We start from the raw sequence: 15,938 nt of genomic DNA, 5'->3' as shown, positions 1-15,938 counted from the left end.
TTGATCCGCGATCATGTTACTGGTGAGTAACATAGCGTGCAAGCAAGCCCGGGAGGCGGCGGCTCAATCGGTGGCAGCGGCCTGCTGCTGTGCCCGCCCCTTGTCCGGCAGCGGATCGGGGTCGAGGAACGCCACCGTGATGACCGCGGCGATCTCCTCGATCTGCCAGGGGCGCGCGCCGAGTTCCGCCAGGGCCGCGGAGACCGATTCGAGGGACACCTCGGCCGGGGGCCGCCAGGCGATGCGCCGCAGGTAGTCGGGGGTGAGCAGATTCTCCACCGGCATGCCGAGGGACTCAGCGCGTGCTGCGACGCGGGGCCGCGCCGTCAGCAGCCGGGCGGCTGCCTCCGGGTCCTTCTCGGCCCAGATGCGAGGGGGCGGGGGAGCGTTCGTGGAGATGTGCAGCGGCGGCAGGTCCGTCAGCTTCCGCGCGTCGCTGATGCATTTCAGCCACCGCGGTGCTTCTTTCTGGGCCGCCCGCCCGTGGAAGCCCTTGGTGCCGAGGAGCTGCGGGACGGTCGCCGGCATGGCCTTGGCGGCAGCGATGATGGCGGAATCCGGGATGAGGCGCCCGGGAGCGACGTCGCGTCGCCGGGCGAGGTCCTCGCGCTCGAGCCACATCTGCCGGACGGCCGCCAGCTGCCGGCGGTCACGCAGCTGGTGCAGCCCGGAGGTCCGGCGCCACGGATCGACGCGCGGTTCCGCGGGCGGAGTCTGCCGGATGTGCTCGAACTCCTGCTCGGCGATGGACAGTTTCCCGTCGCGTTCCAGCACCTCGGCGAGCCTGTCGCGGAGCTCGGTCAGGACCTCGACGTCGAGCGCCGCGTAGCGCAGCCATGGTTCGGGCAGCGGTCGCTTGGACCAGTCGGCGGCCGAGTGCTCCTTCGCCAGGCTGAAGCCGAGCTGGGACTCGATCACGGCCGCGAGGCCGACCCGCGGCAGACCGGCCAGACGGGCGGCGAGTTCCGTGTCGAAGAGGTGGTCGGGCCACATGCCGAGCTCCGAGAGACAGGGCAGGTCCTGGCTCGCGGCATGCAGGATCCACTCGACGCCGTCGAGGGCGTCGTCGATGATCCGCAGGTCGTCGAAGGGCTCGGGGTCGATGAGCCAGGTCCCCGCTCCCTCGCGCCTGATCTGCACCAGGAACGCGCGCTGCCCGTACCGGAAACCCGATGCCCTCTCGGCGTCGACCGCTGCCGGTCCGGTACCGGCGGCGAGGGCCGCCGCCGCCCGCTCGAGTCCGGCCGGGGTGTCGACGACGAGGGGGACGCCGTCACGCGGTTCGGTCAGGAGGGGGAGCTCGATCGGCGCGTCGGCTTCGGTGGCTGCGGGACCGGACGCTTCGGTGCTGTCCGTCTGCTCGGAGGTGTGGGAACTCATGGTGATTTCAGTCTATCCCCGCACGGCCGCCTGCCCGGCGGAACCGGACGGGTCCGTGACCCGTCAGGAACGGCGGTGCGGCAGGTGCGCGACGCCGGCGGGCAGGGGAGGCAGGCCTGCGAACGTGCAGACCATCTCGGACCAGGCCTCGAGGTGCCGCTGCACGTCGGAGGTCTCCGGTGTCCAGGAGGCCCGCAGCTCGATGTCGATCGTGTCGGGGCGGTCCTGGAGCGTCCCATAGCTCTCCGACAGGATCCGGGTCGCTGTGCCGCCGGTGCTGTGGTGGCGGGCACCATGGTTGTCGAGGGCCTCCACGAGCCACGTCCAGGCGACGGATCCGAGCAGGGCATCGTTGCCCATGTCGGGTTCGAGCTGCGCCCGGATGTAGGTGACGATCCGGAAGCGCCCGTTCCAGACCTCGGAGCCCTGCGGGTCGTAGAGGAGGATGAAACGCCCGGTGGCCAGCTCCTGCGGCTCGGGCGGCACCAGCAGGGTACGGGCCGGGCCATGCAGGGGCGGCGGCACGACCGGTGTCGCCTCGAACACCTCGGCGCCGAGCGCCACCGCGAACGGGGCGAGGCGCGAGGGGGCCGGGATCTCCTCGAGCCTGATCTCGCTGCGCCGGGCCGCCGTCCGCAGGCCGGCGAGGGCGTCGAGGAATTCCCCAGGAAGATGGGATACACCGCCGATTGCACTCACCCCCGCAGGCTACGCCCTGATCCCGGTGCACGTCCGGCGGCGCGCCGCGCCCGGGGGGTGTCGCCCTCCCGGATCACGGCACCGTCAGTTCGACACTTCCCGGCGGATCGCCTCGACGAAGGCGTCCACATCCTCCTCGGTGGTGTCGAAGGAGCACATCCAGCGCACCTCGCCCGTGGCCTGATCCCAGTCGTAGAACCGGAAGCTCTCGCGGATCCGGTCCGCTGCACCGGGCGGCAGGATCGCGAAGACGGCATTGGCGGTGGTCTCCTGCGTCAGGGTGACACCCTTGATGGCGCGCACGCCCTCGGTGAGCCGGGCGGCCATGGCGTTCGCATGCGACGCCGAGCGCAGCCAGAGATCCCCCTCGAGCAGGGCGATGAGCTGGGCCGAGACGAACCGCATCTTCGAGGCGAGCTGCATGTTCAGCTTGCGCAGGTAGTCGAGTCCGGTGGAGGCCTCCTGGGTGAGGACCACGACGCACTCGCCGAACATCAGCCCGTTCTTGGTGCCCCCGAAGGAGAGGATGTCCACGCCCGCGTCGCGCGTGAAGGCGCGCAACGGCTGGCCGAGGGCCGCTGCTGCGTTGGCGAGCCGTGCCCCGTCCATGTGGACGCGCATGCCGCGGGCGTGGCAGTGGTCGGCGATGGCCCTGATCTCGGCGACCGAGTAGAGCGTACCGAGCTCCGTGGTCTGGGTGATGGAGACGGCGAGCGGCTGCGCACGGTGCTGGTCGCCCCAGCCCCATGCCTCGCGGTCGATCAGCTCGGGCGTCAGCTTGCCGTCCGGCGTCGGCACCGTCAGGAGCTTGATGCCGCCGACGCGCTCCGGGGCGGCGTTCTCGTCGACGTTGATGTGTGCGGTCTGCGGGCAGATCACGGCACCCCAGCGCGGCAGGATCGACTGCAGGGACAGCACGTTGGCGCCGGTGCCGTTGAACACGGGGTAGATGGAGATGCCCTCGCCGAAGTGCTGCTCCATCACCTCCAGCAGACGCGCGGTGTACTGGTCGTCCCCGTAGGCGACCTGGTGCCCCTCGTTGGCGGCTGCGAGTGCGGCCAGCACCTCGGGGTGCACACCGGAGTAGTTGTCGGAGGCGAAGCTGCGCTGCGTGCGGTCGTGCAGCGGAGTGGAGGAGGGAGCGGCGGGAGCGGCGGGAATCAGGGTCTCGGTCACCATGCCATTATCCCCGAACGGCGTCGATGCGGGCCCCGTTGATCTCCGCGGCCGGCCGGCCGGGGAGGGACGCGAGGATCCGGGCGAGGTCCGCGACATGTGTGTACCCGGGGAAGGTCCGCTCGGGGTGCTCCGCCCGCATGCGGTCGTCCATCAGGGCCTTCACGACGACGGCCGTGGCTGCCGCCGTCGTCCCGTCCTTCGTGAACCCGTCGGCGACCGCCTGCAGCCACGCGTCGACCGCTGCCTTGACCGCCGCGTAGGAGGCGTTGCCGGCAGTGGGTGCTGCGACGGCGGTCGCGGACACGGCCGCGAGCCTGCCGTCCCGGGCCGCCAGTTGGTCGTAGAACGCGCGGCTGGTGGTGAAGAGCGTGACGAACACCGAGCGGTGCAGGGCGTCGTAGTCGGATCTCCCCTGCGTGGTGATGCCCCTGCCCCCGCGCCATCCGCCGACGAGGTGGAAGAGCGCGTCGGCGCCCCCGTGCTGGACGAGGACCTCCGCCGCGAGGGCGGAGACGGCAGACTCGTCCGCCAGGTCGCACACGCGCCGGTCGACGCCGTCGAGCCCGTCGAAGGCCGACGCGAGGCGGCCGGCGTCGGATCCCACCGCCACGACGGTGAAGCCGTCCTCGAGCAGGGCGCGCGTGAGGGCCGCGCCGGAGGCGCTCGAGGCGCCCGCGACGACGGCCGTCCGCGCTCCGGCACCCGTCATGCCGCGTCCGCGGTGATGCCGGCGGTCGACTCGATGACCGGCTTCATCTTGCGGTCGAGGGCTTCGAAGAACATCGACAGGGGGAACTCGTCATCGAGGACGGCGTCGGTCAGGCCGCGCGGCGGACCCATGAGTTCGAGCGCGTCGGGTCCCTTGGCCCACACCGAGGCGGGGTGGGGGGTGACGGTCGCGGACACGAGCTCGTAGGCGGCGAGCCAGTGCGCGACCTTCGGACGGTCGATCGAACGCCAGTACAGCTGCTCGATCTGCTCGCCGAGGGCGACGACGACGTCGGCGGCCTCGTCCCAGTCGATGGTGAGCTTCGTGTCGGTCCAGTGGAGGACGCGGTGCTGGTGCATCCAGGCGAAGAGCAGCTGGCCGCCGAGGCCGTCGTAGTTGCGCACCCGGCTGCCGGTGATGCTGAAGCGGAAGATGCGGTCGAAGATGACCGCGTACTGCACGAGCCGGGCGTGCTTCCGAGCCTCGGGTGACGCGTCCTCGTCCTTCTCGATCCGGACCGACTCGCGGAATGCCGTCAGGTCGCAGCGCAGCTCCTCGAGGGAGTAGAGGAAGAACGGCATCCGCTGCTTGATCATGAACGGGTCGAAAGGCAGGTCGCCGCGCATGTGGGTGCGGTCGTGGATCAGGTCCCACATGACGAAGGTCTCCTCCGCCAGGGTCTGGTCCTCGAGCAGCTCGATGGCATCCCGGGGCAGGTCCAGGCGCGTGATCTCCGCCGCTGCGCGGACCACCCGGCGGAAGCGGGCCGCCTCCCGATCGGCGAAGATGGCGCCCCAGGTGAAGGTCGGCGTGGAGCTGACGGCCACGGTCTCGGGGAAGAGCACGGCGGAATTGGTGTTGTACCCCCCGGTGAAATCGAGGAAGCGGATCGGCACGAACAGGGCGTTGGAGTAGTCGCCGGCTTCGAGCTCGCCGATGAAGTCGGGCCAGAGGACCTCGATCAGCACGGCCTCGACCAGCCGGTTGGTACTGCCGTTCTGCGTGTACATGGGGAACACGACGAGGTGCTGCAGTCCGTCGACACGGTCCAGCTGTGGCTGGAAGGCGAGGAGCGGCTCGAGGAAGTCGGGGACACCGAACCTCCCGGACCGCCAGGCCTCGAAGGCCGTGACGGTGCGGGCGAGGTATTCGGCGTCATGGGAGAAGAGAGGCGCGAGGTCCTCGACGGCCTGGATGATGGAGGTCGTCAGGGCGCCGGCGGCATCGTGGTGCCCGGAATCCGGGATCGAGCCGTCCTTGACCTGCAGGAGGCGCAGCTCCTCGACGGCGTGCTTCAGGGAGAGCCAGGACGCGTGTCCCTGGGGGTTGCTCCGGGCGGATGTGCTGTCGATCGGGGCGAGTGTCATGGCTCCTGCTTCCTCGGGTCGGGCCGGGCGGTGTACGTCTGCCGCGAGCGTAGCAAGGGGAACAGAAATACTTACAGAGCAGCTCGGTGAGATCCAGATCTGCTTAGGCTGGAACGTCACGCGGTGCCGCCGAGGACCAGTCCTCCTTCACCCCGGGGAAGGATGACCGCGGAGACGACGAAAGCCGGCCCGAGGGCCGGCCTTCATCGTGGGGCGGAGCGGGTCGATCAGGCCCTAGGAGCCTTCGACGAGCCGCATCGAGATGGAGTTGATGCAGAAGCGCTGATCGGTGGGAGTGTCGAAGCCCTCGCCCTTGAACAGGTGGCCGAGGTGCGAGTCGCACCGAGCGCAGCGGACCTCGATGCGCTCCATGCCGAGGGAGCGGTCATGGAGGTAGCGGACCTTGTCCTCGGCGAGCGGTGCCCAGAAGGACGGCCACCCGCAGTGGGAGTCGAACTTCTCGTTGCTGGTGAACAGCTCGGCACCGCAGGCGCGACAGGCGTAGGTGCCCTCCGTCGTGGAGTCGTAGTACTCCCCGGTGTAGGGGCGTTCGGTACCCGCCTTGCGCAGTACCTGGAATTCCTCGGGCGTCAGTTCCTGCCGCCACTCGTCGTCGGACTTGTCGATGTCAGGCAGGAATGCCTCGCGTTCGGTCGTCATACCGTCTTCAACGCCTACGAGTCGCCAATAAATCCCGAGCCCGAGTACAGGTGCAGCACGGCGATGCCGAGCTTGTCCTGCGCCCTGTTGGCCCAGTCGGTGTGGAAGGTGTCCGCCATCGCGTGGGGCCGGGTGATCACCACCGCCTGGGCCGCACCGCCGGCGGCGGCCTCCTCGACCAGCGCGTCCACGGGATTTCCGGTGGTCGTCCGCCCGCGCGCGGTGAAGCCCTCGCGGGTGAGCAGCCGCAGCGACTCCTCGACGGCTGTCCGTGCCGCCTCTTCATCATGACGGCGGTCGTCGGGCGAGAAGCTGCGGAAGGCCTCGCCGACCTCGAGGAGGCTCAGATGGCGGAAGAACTCCCCGAGGACCGACTCGTTCCTGTCCTCCGGGATGAGGACCACGAGATCCGCGGGGTCGTTTCCCTGCAGGGTCCGCAGGTTGAGGAGATCGGCGGGCGTCAGGGCTTCCTCGGTCAGCACGAGGATCGTTTGGCTCATGGCGCCACTGTACTGCCGGCGGCACGGCCTCGGCTCGGCCGGGGCCCCGGAACCCGCCACGGGCCCCGGAATACCGCGGCGCTTCGCAGTACGGGCCCCGGGCAGGGTAGAAATGGAACCATGGCATCGACGAGGTCACCGGTCGCAGAGCAGCGGCCCACTGCTTCCTGGCTCAGGTGGACCGCGCTCGGGGTGGGGGCGGGGGTGGCTCTGGCCTCCTCCACGGCCGGCGCCATCTCCGGACTGGCCGTGTACTTCGCCCGGCAGATCGTGACACCCTCGCCCGCCCGGATCGAGAACCTCGACATCCTCGCGGTGGTCGGAGCCACCGGTCGGCAGACCGTCATCCTCCCCGCCAACGACGACACGACGATCGAGGGGACCTACAGCCTCCACTTCGACCAGGGCACGGGGCACGCGCGCATCGGCGCCATCCGCTCCTACGTGCCCCGGGAGGGCACCGTCGAGCGCGTGGTGGAGCAGGTCTACGCGGGGGATCTCACCGCGGCGACCAGGGGCTGGTGGGGCGGCGCCGTGTATCCCAGCCCCTCCGCGATGGGCTTCGCCGAGGAGGAAGTCCTCATCCCGGTCGAGGGCGGTTCGGCACCGGCCTGGCTCGTCCGGGCCGAGGGCCCCGCCAGTACGTGGGCCGTGATGGTGCACGGTCGGGGTGCCTCCCGCGCGGAAGCCCTGCGCGCCCTGCGACCCGCGCGGCGGCTGGGGATGACGAGCCTCGTGCTGTCCTACCGGAACGACGGCGAAGCCCCCTCGGCCCCGGACGGCAGGTACGGACTCGGGATGACCGAGTGGCACGACGTCGATGCCGCGATCGACTACGCGGTGTCCCACGGTGCACGCGACGTCGTGCTGTTCGGCTGGTCCATGGGCGGCGCGATCGTGCTGCAGACCGCCGATCTCTCGCGCCACCGGCAGCGCATCAGGGCGCTCGTGCTCGACGGGCCGGTCATCAACTGGATCGAGGTGCTCGCCCACCACGCCGAGCTCAACAGGATCCCCGCCCCCGTGGGGCGCCTCGGCCAGTACCTGCTGGCCAGTCAGCGGGCCCGACGCATCACCGGCCTGGCCGCGCCCCTCGATCTCAAGAGCATGGACTGGATCGCCCGCGCGGAGCAGCTCACCCTGCCGACCCTCGTGCTGCACAGCGAGGACGACGAGTTCGTGCCCATCGGGCCCTCGGCGGAACTCGCTGCGAAGAACCCGACCTTCGTGACGCTCGAGCGCTTCCAGCGGGCACGCCACACCAAGGAGTGGAACGTCGCGCCGGAACGGTGGGAGAGCGTCGTCGAGCACTGGCTGGACGACAACGTCTTCGGCAGGACCCTGCCCGGCGGTCGGTCCGCGGGACCTGCGGCGGAGGTGCCGCCCGCGCCTACGCCTCGTCCCTGACGGACTCCCGGATCTTCCGCTTGATGCGCCCGAGCATGGCGGACATGCCCCGCATGCGCAGGGGAGTGATGGCGCGCGTCAGGCCGAGGCGGTCCGGGACGTCGTCGGGCACGGCGAGAACCTCCGCGGCCGGGAGTCCGTCGAGCCCTTCGAGCAGCACGCCCGCGAAACCGCGGGTCGTGGGAGCCTCGGGCGGTGCCGAGAAGAAGAGGTGCACCGGGTGCCCCGGTGCTTCGCCGATCTCCATCGTGAGGAACAGCGGGCTCTGGCACTCGACGACCTGCTCCAGCAGCTCCGGGTGGTCGCTGTAGCGCTCCGGCAGGGCGGGCAGTTCCCGGGAGAAATCGAGCAGCAGCTGCAGGCGGTCGGGCTCGGTCAGGTCCTGGAAGTCGTCGATGATCTCGGCGAGCTTCGCGGGGACGGTCCCGGTGGTCATCGCGCAGCCTGCGCGGAGCGGTTCACGGACGCGGGAACCTCGCCGGGCTCCGCTCCCCGGACGATCGGGACACGGACCGCGTTGCCCCACTCGGTCCAGGAGCCGTCATAGTTGCGCACGCGCTCGAAGCCGAGGAGGTGCGTGAGGACGAACCACGTGTGGCTCGACCGCTCGCCGATCCTGCAGTAGGCCACGACGTCGTCGCCGTCCTTCAGTCCGGCCTCGTCACGGTAGACGGCGTCGAGTTCCGCCCGCGTCCGGAAGGTTCCGTCCTCGGCTGCCGCACGCGCCCACGGGACGGAGGCCGCCGTCGGGATGTGGCCGCCACGAAGGGCACCCTCCTCGGGGTAGGCCGGCATGGTGGTCCGTGCGCCGGTGTACTCGTCGCCGGAACGGACGTCGATCAGCGGCTTGCCGAGGTGCTCGAGCACATCACCCAGATAGGCGCGGATCGAGGAGTCGTCGCGCCCGACGACGGGGTAGTCGGTGGCGACGACGTCGGGCCTGTCCGTCGTGATGTCCCGGCCCTCGGCGACCCACTTGTCGCGGCCTCCATCCAGCAGGCGGACGTCCTCGTGGCCGAACAGGGTGAAGACCCAGAGGGCGTAGGCCGCCCACCAGTTGCTCTTGTCACCGTAGATGACCACGGTGGAGTCCCGTGCGATGCCCTTGGAGGCCATCAGGCGCGAGAACCCCGCGCCGTCGATGTAGTCGCGCGTGACCTCGTCGTTGAGCTCGGTGTGCCAGTCGATCTTCACGGCACCGGCGATGTGGCCCGTCTCGTACAGGAGCACGTCCTCGTCGGACTCGACGACGACGAGTCCGTCGGCGCCGAGATGAGCGGCGAGCCAGTCGGTGGAGACGAGCCGCCCCGGGTGGGCGTACTCGGCGAACTTGTCCTGCGTGTCTGGTGCCAGGGTCATTGCGGCCTTTCGCATAGCGGTGTGCACGGTGCTGGTCTTCTCCCTACCCTAACCACGCGAGGTGGCAATTCCTTCCGGTCACCGGAGGCTGTGGGGGAGTGGTCGACAGCGAGGTCAAGGTGCGGCGCCGACGCCGGAGTGGGCCGCCCGCGGCACGGACCGTGCCGTAGTCTGGCGTAGCGGGGCGGCGCTGTGACCACACCGCCGTCGCGTGCGCGTACCGGACGGGACGCGCCAGCCGGAAAGAGAAAGCGGTCCGCATCCGTGCCAGTCATCGAACACCTCACGCAGCGTTCACCGAAGGTCTCCGTCGATGAGTTGCTCGGCGGGTTCTACCCGTCGCCGAGGTTCGGGGAGGTGTCCTTCGACACCTACCGCCCCGATCCCCAGCAACCCTCCCAGGCGGCCGCCGTCACGACTCTGCGGGAATTCGCCGGCACGGTCGACGAGCCGTCACCCTCGGGCCTGCGGAAGCTCTTCGGAGCGAGGAAGGCCCCCTCCCGGGCCGGCATCTACCTCGACGGCGGGTTCGGCGTCGGCAAGACCCACCTCCTCGCCTCGCTCTGGCACGCCTCGTCCGGCAAGAAGTCCTTCGGTACCTTCGTCGAGTACACCAACCTGGTGGGAGCGCTGACCTTCCGGAAGACCGTCGAGGCCCTCAGCGACTACAGTCTCGTGTGCATCGACGAGTTCGAGCTCGACGATCCCGGCGACACCGTGCTCATGTCCCGGCTGATGCGTGAGCTGGCCGACGCCGGGGTCAAGCTGGCCGCGACGTCCAACACCCTCCCCGGTTCCCTCGGTGACGGCCGGTTCGCCGCAGAGGACTTCCAGCGGGAGATCCAGGTCCTCGCGGACCAGTTCGACGTGGCGCGGATCGACGGCGAGGACTACCGCCACCGCGGTCTCCCGCAGGCACCGGACGCCATGGACGATGCAGCGCTCCGCGACCGGATCGACTCCTTCGCCGGCGGGGTCCTCGCCGAGGACGACTTCTCCGAGCTCGTCGCTCACCTCGCGGACGTCCACCCGAGCCGCTACCGGCAGCTCCTCGACGGCGTCGATGCCGTGGCGTGGCACGGCGTGGAGACCATCACCGAGCAGTCCGTCGCCCTGCGCTTCGTGGTGCTCGCCGACCGTCTCTACGACCGCGACGTGCCCATCATGGCGAGCGGGACGACCTTCGATCAGCTCTTCACCGAGGAGATGATGCACGGTGGCTACATGAAGAAGTACTACCGCGCGGTCTCACGACTCACGGCTCTCGCCCGGCAGGGCAGTGAGGTCGCAGGCTAGCCCTCACGCGCCCCGATGTCGCCCGGGAACGCAAGAAGCGCCGGTGCCGCCTCTCGGCGGGACCGGCGCTTCCTTATTGCCAGGCTGGGTACTACACGGCCGGCGGAGGGGTAGGGCCGACGTCGCCCTTGCCGTCCTTCTTGTCGATCCTGTCGACCATCTCCGAAGCCTTCGTCTGCACTCCGTCGATGTGGTGCGCGTACTTGCCATGGGTCTTGCCGTCGACGAAGTCGCCGGCCTTCCCGATGCCGTTCTTCACCTTGTCGGAATTATCGCCAATGAGTTCGGTCGCCTTACCCGCGAGGGTGCCGGCCTTGCCCTTGAGCCCATCCAATAAACCCACGGACACCTCCTTTCGGTCGTGGAGACGCAGTCCGTCTCCGCTCCGAAAATTCTAGGCCACGAACAGGGGGATGTCCTCCGAGCAGGGCCGGGAGCGCGACCGGTACGCGGAGGGCATAAAAAATGCCCGGTCCTCGCCAGGACCGGGCAACGGCCGACGACCGGCCTGAGAGCGGACGACGGGATTCGAACCCGCGACATCCACCTTGGCAAGGTGGTGCTCTAGCCAGCTGAGCTACGTCCGCAAAAAAGCGCCCCCGAGGGGGCGCCGTCGTGGGCGATACTGGGATCGAACCAGTGACCTCTTCCGTGTCAGGGAAGCGCGCTACCGCTGCGCCAATCGCCCAAATCCATGGGTTGTGCTGCTCGTACTGCACCGAGGTGGGGACGGGATTCGAACCCGCGTATACGGCTTTGCAGGCCGCTGCCTCGCCTCTCGGCCACCCCACCATGACCGGATGACTCCGGCCACCGGACTGGTCCGGCTTCACAGTGACTTGCGAGCGGACGACGGGATTCGAACCCGCGACATCCACCTTGGCAAGGTGGTGCTCTAGCCAGCTGAGCTACGTCCGCAGAAGAAAAAAACTCCGAGATACCCGTTCGATGACCTGCATTTCACGGTGTTTCTTCGTTTTCCAACGAGAAAAAACTCTATAGGACGTTCGGGGGTTCGTCCAATCGGCGGACGCCGACTGCCCCGTTCCGGCCCGCGTCGGCGGCCCGCTCTCCGCGTCGCGGCTCTGGTCCGACGCCGCACCATCCTGTCGGAGGTGCCTGAGAGACTTGGCTCATGACCGCCCCGCTCCTCGCCCATGCGACACCCCACGGCAGGATGTACGCGCGTTCCACCTCGGAACAGCCCGCCGTACCCTCCATCACTACCGTCATCTCCCAGCTGCCCAGCTCCCTCGGCGGCTGGTACGGACACATGGCCGCAACGGCCCTGGCGAAGGATCCGCGTCTTCCCGGCGCGCTCGGCAACCCCGCCGAGCTGCGGACCACGGTGCGGGACGCGTCCTCGGCGGCCGAACGGTACCGCGACGTGGCAGCCCTGCGCGGTACCCGGGTGCACCACTACTGCGAGCAGGTGGCGCTGCGGGCCCTCGGCAGGCCTGAGACGCTGGACGCCGCGCGCCTGGCTCTCGAGGAGAACGGGGAGCAGGGCTTCGCGCAGCGCTTCGACGAATGGTGGGACCTGTACGACGTGCGGCCGGTGGAACCGGAGATCACGGTCTGGAATGCTGCCCTCGGCTACGCGGGCACCCTCGACCTGGTCGCGACGATCGGCGGACGCACCTGCCTGATCGACTACAAGACCAAGAACACGGACCGCGACGGGTTCGTGAAGGCACTCGACGACAAGGTCGTCATGCAGCTGGTCGCCGGGATGAAGGCCGAGGAGTCGCTGGTCGATCCCGAGAAGGGGCAATGGCGCCCGTGGGCGCACGGCGACCAGCCGCTCCTGCTCGGCGTGGCCGTCGGGCAGACCGAGGTACGCGCCATGCGTGCCAACCCGGCAGTGCTCAGGAACCACTGGTTGCGGTTCTGCGCGCTGCGGCGGGCGTGGGAGGCAGGCCTGGAGGCGGAGGAGGCAGGGCGTGCCCTGCTGCCCGTCGGTCCGCCTCCCGCCCGGACGGGCTCGCATCCCGCGTCGAACCCGGGTTCGACGGGGACCACCGACAGCACCGGACCCGCCGTCCCTGCCTGATGCAGGCGGCAGGTGCAGAAGGTGGGTACCCGCAACCGGATCCCGGGTCGGCACTAGGATTGACGGGAGCCTCGCGGCCATGGAGTGGCCCGCGGGGCACGAACCCACAGTCCGGCGGGAGCGCCGCGCGACCGAAACGAGGATCCGAACACCGATGGCCGTCCTGAGCATCCGCATGATCGGCGACCCGATCCTCCGCACACCGGCCGCCGAGGTCACCGATTTCGGTCCCGAGCTCGCGCGCCTGATCGGCGACATGACCGAGACGATGATCGACGTCCAGGGGGCCGGCCTCGCTGCACCCCAGGTCGGCATCGGCCTCCAGGTCTTCACCTACCGCGTGGACGGCGCCGAGGGCCATGTGGTCAACCCCGTCCTGGAGGTCGCCGGCGCATCGCAGGGCGAGATCGACGTCGAGGGCTGCCTGTCGGTCCCGGGGCTCGGCAGCTTCGTCGACAGGACGGAATGGGCCAGGGTCACAGGGAAGGACCTCACCGGTCAGGAGATCGTCGTCGAGGGTACCGGCATGCTGGCGCGGGCGCTGCAGCATGAGACGGACCACCTCAGGGGGCGGCTCTATATCGACCGGTTGGCGGGCGAGGACCGGAAGAACGCCCTCCGCGCCATCCGCAGCGCCGACTACAACCGGGTGACGACCCGCACGGCCGCGGAGCGCGCCCGATCGCTCGGCTCGAGCTTCACCCGGGGAGTCCTGCCGGGAGCGACGAGTGGACCTTCCGGCGGGACCAGCCGATGAGGATCCTGTTCGCTGGGACACCCGAGGTGGCGGTGCCGTCACTGCGCGCACTGGTGGACGCAGGGTTCGACGTCGCCGGTGTGCTCACGCGCGTCGACGCGCCGCTCGGACGCCGGAAGGTCCTGACGCCCAGCCCCGTGGCAGCGGCCGCGGAGGAGCTGGGTCTGCCGGTCCTCAAGGCGAACCGCTTCACTCAGGAGCTCATCGCCGAGCTCGACGAGCTGGACCTCGACGCTGCGGCGATCGTCGCCTACGGCGGCATCGTTCCGCCGGCCGGGCTGCGGATCCCGCGCCACGGTTGGATCAATCTCCACTTCTCGGTCCTCCCCGCCTGGCGCGGAGCGGCCCCGGTGCAGCACTCCGTCCTCGCCGGCGACGACGTGACGGGTGCCTCCACCTTCCTGCTCGAGGAGGGCCTCGACACCGGGCCGGTCTTCGGCGTGATGACCGAGACGCTCGATCCTGGCTCGACCAGCGGTGAGCTGCTCGAGCGCCTCTCGCACAGCGGAGCCGTGCTCCTCGTCCAGACCCTCTCGGGCATCGACACCGGGCAGGTCACGGCGACTCCCCAGACGGGGGAGGCCACCCTCGCACCCAAGCTGACCATCGACGACGCACGCATCGACTGGTCGCAGCCTGCGGTCGCGGTCCGGCGGCGGATCAACGCGGTCACGCCCGAACCGGGAGCCTGGACCCTGCTCGAGGGTCAGCGGGTGAAAGTGGGGCCCGTGACGCCGGCCGCCGAACGGTCCGGGCCACCAGGGACGACCGGCCCCGACGGCGCCTCCCTGACGGAGGGGGAGCCGGGACCCCGTGCACTGGTTCCCGGGGAGGTCGGCGTCGAGGGGCGCGCCGTCCTCGTGGGTACCGGCACCGCGCCCGTGCAGCTCGGACAGGTCCAGCCCGCGGGCAAGAAGATGATGGGTGCCCTCGACTGGGCACGAGGCGCGGCAGCGCGCGGAGAGCTGGTGTTCGAATGAGCGAGACCGCAGGAACAGGCGGACCCCGGGGACGAGGAACCCCCCGGCAGGGCAAGGGCCAGCGCTCCGGTGGTGCAGCCGGTGGGCAGGGTGCAGGCGGGCAGGGAGCCGGCCGGCGCAACGAGCAGGGCAGGGAACGGAACCGGGGCGGAGAGCGTCAGTTCTCCCAGGCGGCGCCGTCGCAGCGCACGAGACGCGCGGATCCGGCCCGGCTGGTGGCCTTCGAGGTCCTGCGCGCGGTCGCGGCGGAGGACGCCTACGCCAACCTCGTGCTGCCGACGAGCATCCGCAGGCATCGCCTCGATCGTCGCGACGCCGGGTTCGCCACCGAACTGACCTACGGCGCCCTTCGCGGCCAGGGGACGTACGACGCGGTGCTCGCGCGCTGCGTGGACCGTCCACTCGACCAGCTCGATCCCGCGATCCTCGACGCCCTGCGCATCGGGGTGCACCAGATCCTCGCCATGCGGGTCCCGGCCCACGCGGCGCTCGACCAGACCGTCGGCTTGGTGCGCGCGGTAATCGGCGCGGGACCGTCGTCGCTCGCCAACGCGGTGCTCCGCAAGGTGACGGCGCGCGACCTCGACGGCTGGATCGCGGAGATCACCGACGGCCTGACGGACGGCACCGCCATCGCGGCCCTCACCCACAGCCATCCCGAATGGATCGTGCGCGCCCTGCGGCAGGCACTCGTCGCCCACGGGCGGGACGTCGGGGAGATCGATGCGCTCCTCGCCGCGGACAACGCCGCGCCGATGGTGCACCTCGTGGCCCTGCCAGGACTGGCGACGCTCGACGACGCCCTCGCCGAAGGGGCGGAGCCCGGCCGATTGGCGCCGGACTCCGCCTACTACGCGGGCGGCGACGTCAGCCGCCTGCCCGGGATCTCGACCGGGACCGTCCGGGTCCAGGACTCGGGGTCGCAACTCGTCGCCCGTGCACTGGCCGGTGTGGATCTCGGGGAACGCGGCGGCACGGAGCCCGAGCGCTGGCTGGACCTGTGTGCAGGGCCGGGCGGCAAATCAGCCCTCCTGGCCGCGATCGGTCAGGACACGGGCGTGCACCTCACCGCCGTCGAGCCCGTCCCGCACCGCGCGCAGCTGGTCCGTCAGGCCCTCCGCCCCTTGCCCGAGCAGTCCTGGACGGTGCAGGTCGCCGACGGACGGGGTGTCGGCAAGGACCAGCCCGAGAGCTTTGACCGCGTCCTCGTCGATGCGCCGTGCACCGGCCTCGGTGCCCTGCGTCGTCGGCCGGAGTCGCGCTGGCGCAGGACGCCGTCTGACCTCGTGTCCCTCGCGCCGCTGCAGCGGGAACTCCTCGCATCCGCACTCGACGCCGTGGCGCCGGGCGGTGTGGTCGCCTACGTCACGTGCTCCCCGCACCACGCCGAGACCGACGCGGTCGTCGACGACTGCCTGCGCAAGCGCAGCGGCTTCGAGCGGCTCGACGCGGGATTAGCGCTCGACGCCGTCAGCATCGGGGGAGCGCTCGGTGCCGGACACGGCCCGACCGCGCAGCTCTGGCCGCACGTCCACGGGACGGACGCCATGTACCTGGCCCTCATCCGGAAGACCACCTGACCCGTCCAGAGC

At 70.2% G+C, this 15,938-nt stretch carries 16 protein-coding genes and 4 tRNA genes; 6 read left to right on the top strand and 14 right to left on the bottom strand.

The features are described 5' to 3' along the window. Positions 1 to 63: 63 nt before the first annotated feature. The 7 genes from FNH21_RS00395 to FNH21_RS00365 all read right to left on the bottom strand — a co-directional run bounded on the left by FNH21_RS00395 (position 64) and on the right by FNH21_RS00365 (position 6,494). Positions 64 to 1,380, bottom strand: a complete 1,317-nt coding sequence (locus FNH21_RS00395; RefSeq protein WP_152811522.1) for an HRDC domain-containing protein — start codon at positions 1,378 to 1,380, stop codon at positions 64 to 66. Positions 1,381 to 1,443: 63 nt separating this feature from the next. Further along, positions 1,444 to 2,070 carry a DUF3000 family protein gene (locus FNH21_RS00390; protein ID WP_191931719.1) on the bottom strand — a complete coding sequence of 209 codons (627 nt, stop codon included), beginning with the start codon at positions 2,068 to 2,070 and terminating at the stop codon, positions 1,444 to 1,446. Positions 2,071 to 2,163: 93 nt separating this feature from the next. Next, complete coding sequence (locus FNH21_RS00385) at positions 2,164 to 3,258, bottom strand: threonine aldolase family protein (RefSeq protein ID WP_152811521.1); 1,095 nt, start codon at positions 3,256 to 3,258, stop codon at positions 2,164 to 2,166. Positions 3,259 to 3,262: 4 nt separating this feature from the next. Beyond that, positions 3,263 to 3,967 carry an SDR family oxidoreductase gene (locus FNH21_RS00380; RefSeq protein ID WP_152811520.1) on the bottom strand — a complete coding sequence of 235 codons (705 nt, stop codon included), beginning with the start codon at positions 3,965 to 3,967 and terminating at the stop codon, positions 3,263 to 3,265. Further along, on the bottom strand, positions 3,964 to 5,334 hold the full coding sequence (locus FNH21_RS00375) for a DUF6421 family protein (RefSeq protein WP_152811519.1): 1,371 nt from the start codon (positions 5,332 to 5,334) through the stop codon (positions 3,964 to 3,966). The genes FNH21_RS00380 and FNH21_RS00375 overlap by 4 nt, the downstream gene beginning before the upstream one ends. Before the next feature lie 234 nt (positions 5,335 to 5,568). Beyond that, a complete protein-coding gene (gene msrB, locus FNH21_RS00370) occupies positions 5,569 to 5,994 on the bottom strand; it encodes a peptide-methionine (R)-S-oxide reductase MsrB (protein WP_152811518.1) in 426 nt (141 codons plus the stop codon). A 14-nt stretch (positions 5,995 to 6,008) separates the two neighbouring features. Beyond that, complete coding sequence (locus FNH21_RS00365; protein ID WP_152811517.1) at positions 6,009 to 6,494, bottom strand: hypothetical protein; 486 nt, start codon at positions 6,492 to 6,494, stop codon at positions 6,009 to 6,011. A gap of 120 nt (positions 6,495 to 6,614) precedes the next feature. On the opposite strand from FNH21_RS00365, the gene FNH21_RS00360 reads away from it, so the two are divergent. Further along, entirely contained in the window at positions 6,615 to 7,901 is a 1,287-nt protein-coding gene (locus FNH21_RS00360; RefSeq protein WP_152811516.1) for an alpha/beta hydrolase family protein, read from the top strand. Here the strand turns inward: FNH21_RS00360 and FNH21_RS00355 are convergent. Next, entirely contained in the window at positions 7,885 to 8,337 is a 453-nt protein-coding gene (locus FNH21_RS00355) for a SufE family protein (protein WP_055771435.1), read from the bottom strand. The genes FNH21_RS00360 and FNH21_RS00355 overlap by 17 nt on opposite strands. After that, the gene (locus tag FNH21_RS00350; RefSeq protein ID WP_152811515.1) at positions 8,334 to 9,260 is read right to left on the bottom strand and encodes a sulfurtransferase; all 927 of its coding nucleotides are present in this window, start codon (positions 9,258 to 9,260) and stop codon (positions 8,334 to 8,336) included. The genes FNH21_RS00355 and FNH21_RS00350 overlap by 4 nt, the downstream gene beginning before the upstream one ends. Before the next feature lie 264 nt (positions 9,261 to 9,524). On the opposite strand from FNH21_RS00350, the gene zapE reads away from it, so the two are divergent. Continuing rightward, on the top strand, positions 9,525 to 10,556 hold the full coding sequence (gene zapE, locus FNH21_RS00345; RefSeq protein WP_191931457.1) for a cell division protein ZapE: 1,032 nt from the start codon (positions 9,525 to 9,527) through the stop codon (positions 10,554 to 10,556). 91 nt (positions 10,557 to 10,647) lie between these two features. Here zapE and FNH21_RS00340 read toward each other — a convergent pair whose 3' ends face one another. From FNH21_RS00340 to FNH21_RS00320, 5 genes are all read right to left on the bottom strand, one after another. Beyond that, complete coding sequence (locus FNH21_RS00340) at positions 10,648 to 10,899, bottom strand: Rv0909 family putative TA system antitoxin (protein WP_191931456.1); 252 nt, start codon at positions 10,897 to 10,899, stop codon at positions 10,648 to 10,650. 170 nt (positions 10,900 to 11,069) lie between these two features. Further along, a tRNA-Gly gene (locus tag FNH21_RS00335) sits at positions 11,070 to 11,143 on the bottom strand. Between the two features lie 29 nt (positions 11,144 to 11,172). Further along, positions 11,173 to 11,244 (bottom strand) — tRNA-Val (locus tag FNH21_RS00330). 33 nt (positions 11,245 to 11,277) lie between these two features. Beyond that, positions 11,278 to 11,348, bottom strand: a tRNA-Cys gene (locus FNH21_RS00325). 52 nt (positions 11,349 to 11,400) lie between these two features. Further along, a tRNA-Gly gene (locus FNH21_RS00320) sits at positions 11,401 to 11,474 on the bottom strand. A 217-nt stretch (positions 11,475 to 11,691) separates the two neighbouring features. Here FNH21_RS00320 and FNH21_RS00315 point away from each other — a divergent pair. From FNH21_RS00315 to FNH21_RS00300, 4 genes are all read left to right on the top strand, one after another. Beyond that, the gene (locus FNH21_RS00315) at positions 11,692 to 12,609 is read left to right on the top strand and encodes a cytochrome (protein WP_152811514.1); all 918 of its coding nucleotides are present in this window, start codon (positions 11,692 to 11,694) and stop codon (positions 12,607 to 12,609) included. Positions 12,610 to 12,763: 154 nt separating this feature from the next. Then, positions 12,764 to 13,366 carry a peptide deformylase gene (gene def, locus FNH21_RS00310; protein ID WP_152811513.1) on the top strand — a complete coding sequence of 201 codons (603 nt, stop codon included), beginning with the start codon at positions 12,764 to 12,766 and terminating at the stop codon, positions 13,364 to 13,366. Further along, a complete protein-coding gene (locus FNH21_RS00305; protein ID WP_152811512.1) occupies positions 13,363 to 14,346 on the top strand; it encodes a methionyl-tRNA formyltransferase in 984 nt (327 codons plus the stop codon). The genes def and FNH21_RS00305 overlap by 4 nt, the downstream gene beginning before the upstream one ends. Further along, positions 14,343 to 15,926: an RsmB/NOP family class I SAM-dependent RNA methyltransferase gene (locus FNH21_RS00300; protein WP_152811511.1), complete on the top strand. Its 1,584-nt coding sequence runs from the start codon at positions 14,343 to 14,345 to the stop codon at positions 15,924 to 15,926. The genes FNH21_RS00305 and FNH21_RS00300 overlap by 4 nt, the downstream gene beginning before the upstream one ends. The last annotated feature ends 12 nt before the right edge of the window (positions 15,927 to 15,938 follow it).

Origin of the sequence: Arthrobacter bussei, assembly GCF_009377195.2 — a bacterium.
GTDB lineage: Bacteria > Actinomycetota > Actinomycetes > Actinomycetales > Micrococcaceae > Arthrobacter_D > Arthrobacter_D bussei.
The sequence above is the reverse complement of the archived record's forward strand: the minus strand, read 5'-3'. Positions and strand labels throughout refer to the sequence as shown.